The sequence below is a fragment of the Sphingomonas sp. Ag1 genome (genome assembly GCF_000980895.1).
Lineage (GTDB): Bacteria > Pseudomonadota > Alphaproteobacteria > Sphingomonadales > Sphingomonadaceae > Sphingomonas > Sphingomonas panaciterrae.
Genome location: NZ_LAZX01000007.1, coordinates 1 through 1184, shown reverse-complemented (window position 1 = coordinate 1184; position 1184 = coordinate 1). Strand labels below are relative to the sequence as shown.

At 69.8% G+C, this 1184-nt stretch carries 1 protein-coding gene; it reads left to right on the top strand.

What is annotated here, in order from left to right; translation table 11 throughout:
• Positions 1-1132, top strand: a 1132-nt coding sequence (locus XM50_RS00070) for an NAD(P)/FAD-dependent oxidoreductase (RefSeq protein ID WP_046406280.1), incomplete at its 5' end; no start/stop codon positions are given.
• Positions 1133-1184: the final 52 nt, after the last annotated feature.

Below are 1184 nucleotides of genomic sequence, written 5' to 3'. Positions count from 1 at the left end.
CGGCGCGCTGATCCGCCGCTTCGGCCCCGCCATGGCGCGCAACACCATCCTCGCGCAGCAGGCGGTGGTGAAGGAGATCGGCGCCACCCTGCTCGAAGAGGGCATCGACGCGCATTTCCGCGAAACGGGCCTCCTCAGCCTGGCGCGGAGCGAGGGGCAGATGGCCGGCCTGCGCCGGACGCTTGCCACCTATCAGTCATTGGGGCTCGACCGCGGCAACCGGGTGATCGACGCGGCCGAGGCGCATGAGCGCGTTCATGCGACGCACTTGTTCGGCGCGCTGGAAACGGCCGCCGGTGCCAACGTGCATCCCGGCCGCCTCGTGCGCGGGCTTGCGCGCCTCGTCGAGCGGATGGGCGCGGTCATCTACGAGGATACGACCGCGCTGTCGGTCAACGCCGCGCCGCAGTCCGGCATCACCACCACGCGCGGCACGGTCGTCGCCCGCCGCGCCGTGGTCACGGCGGCGGAGGCCTATCTGGCGCAGGTGCCGGGATATCGCCGCACGCTGCTGCCCATGTCGTCGATGATCGTGCTGACCGAGCCGCTCAGCGATGCGCAATGGCAGGCGGTTGGCTGGGCGGGGGGCGAGAGCCTCAGTTCGCAGGTCCACACCAAGAACTATCTCACCCGCACGGCGGACGGCCGCATCCTGTTTGGCAGCCGCGGCGCGCGTTATCTGTTCGGATCGGCGCTCTCGGAAAGCGCGATCACCGACGAGGCGACGTTTAAATCGATGCGCCGCAACGTCCACGAATGGTGGCCGCAGCTCGGCGAAGTCGAATTCACCCATCAATGGGGCGGCTTCCTGGGCGTGCCGCGCGACTGGCTGCCGACCGTCCATTTCGACCAGAGCACGCGGATCGCGTCGCTCCACGGCTATACCGGGCGCGGCGTCTCGACCAGCGCGCTCGCCGCGCGGCTGCTCGCCGGGCTGATCGGCGGATGGAGCACGGGGCTGGAGGAACTGCCCTTCCACCGCCGCCGCACGCCCAAATGGGAGATCGAGCCGTTCCGCTGGGTCGGTGTGCGCTATGTCCAGAATGCGTTCGAGCGGATCGACGCCGCCGAGCGAGACGAGCGCCGGCCCCCGCTGGATACGCCGCTGGCCGAATATCTCGGCGATCAGTGAATAAGACTGGCGCCGCTTGCCGCTCCTGACCGGGGAGCGGGGGCGGAGCAGG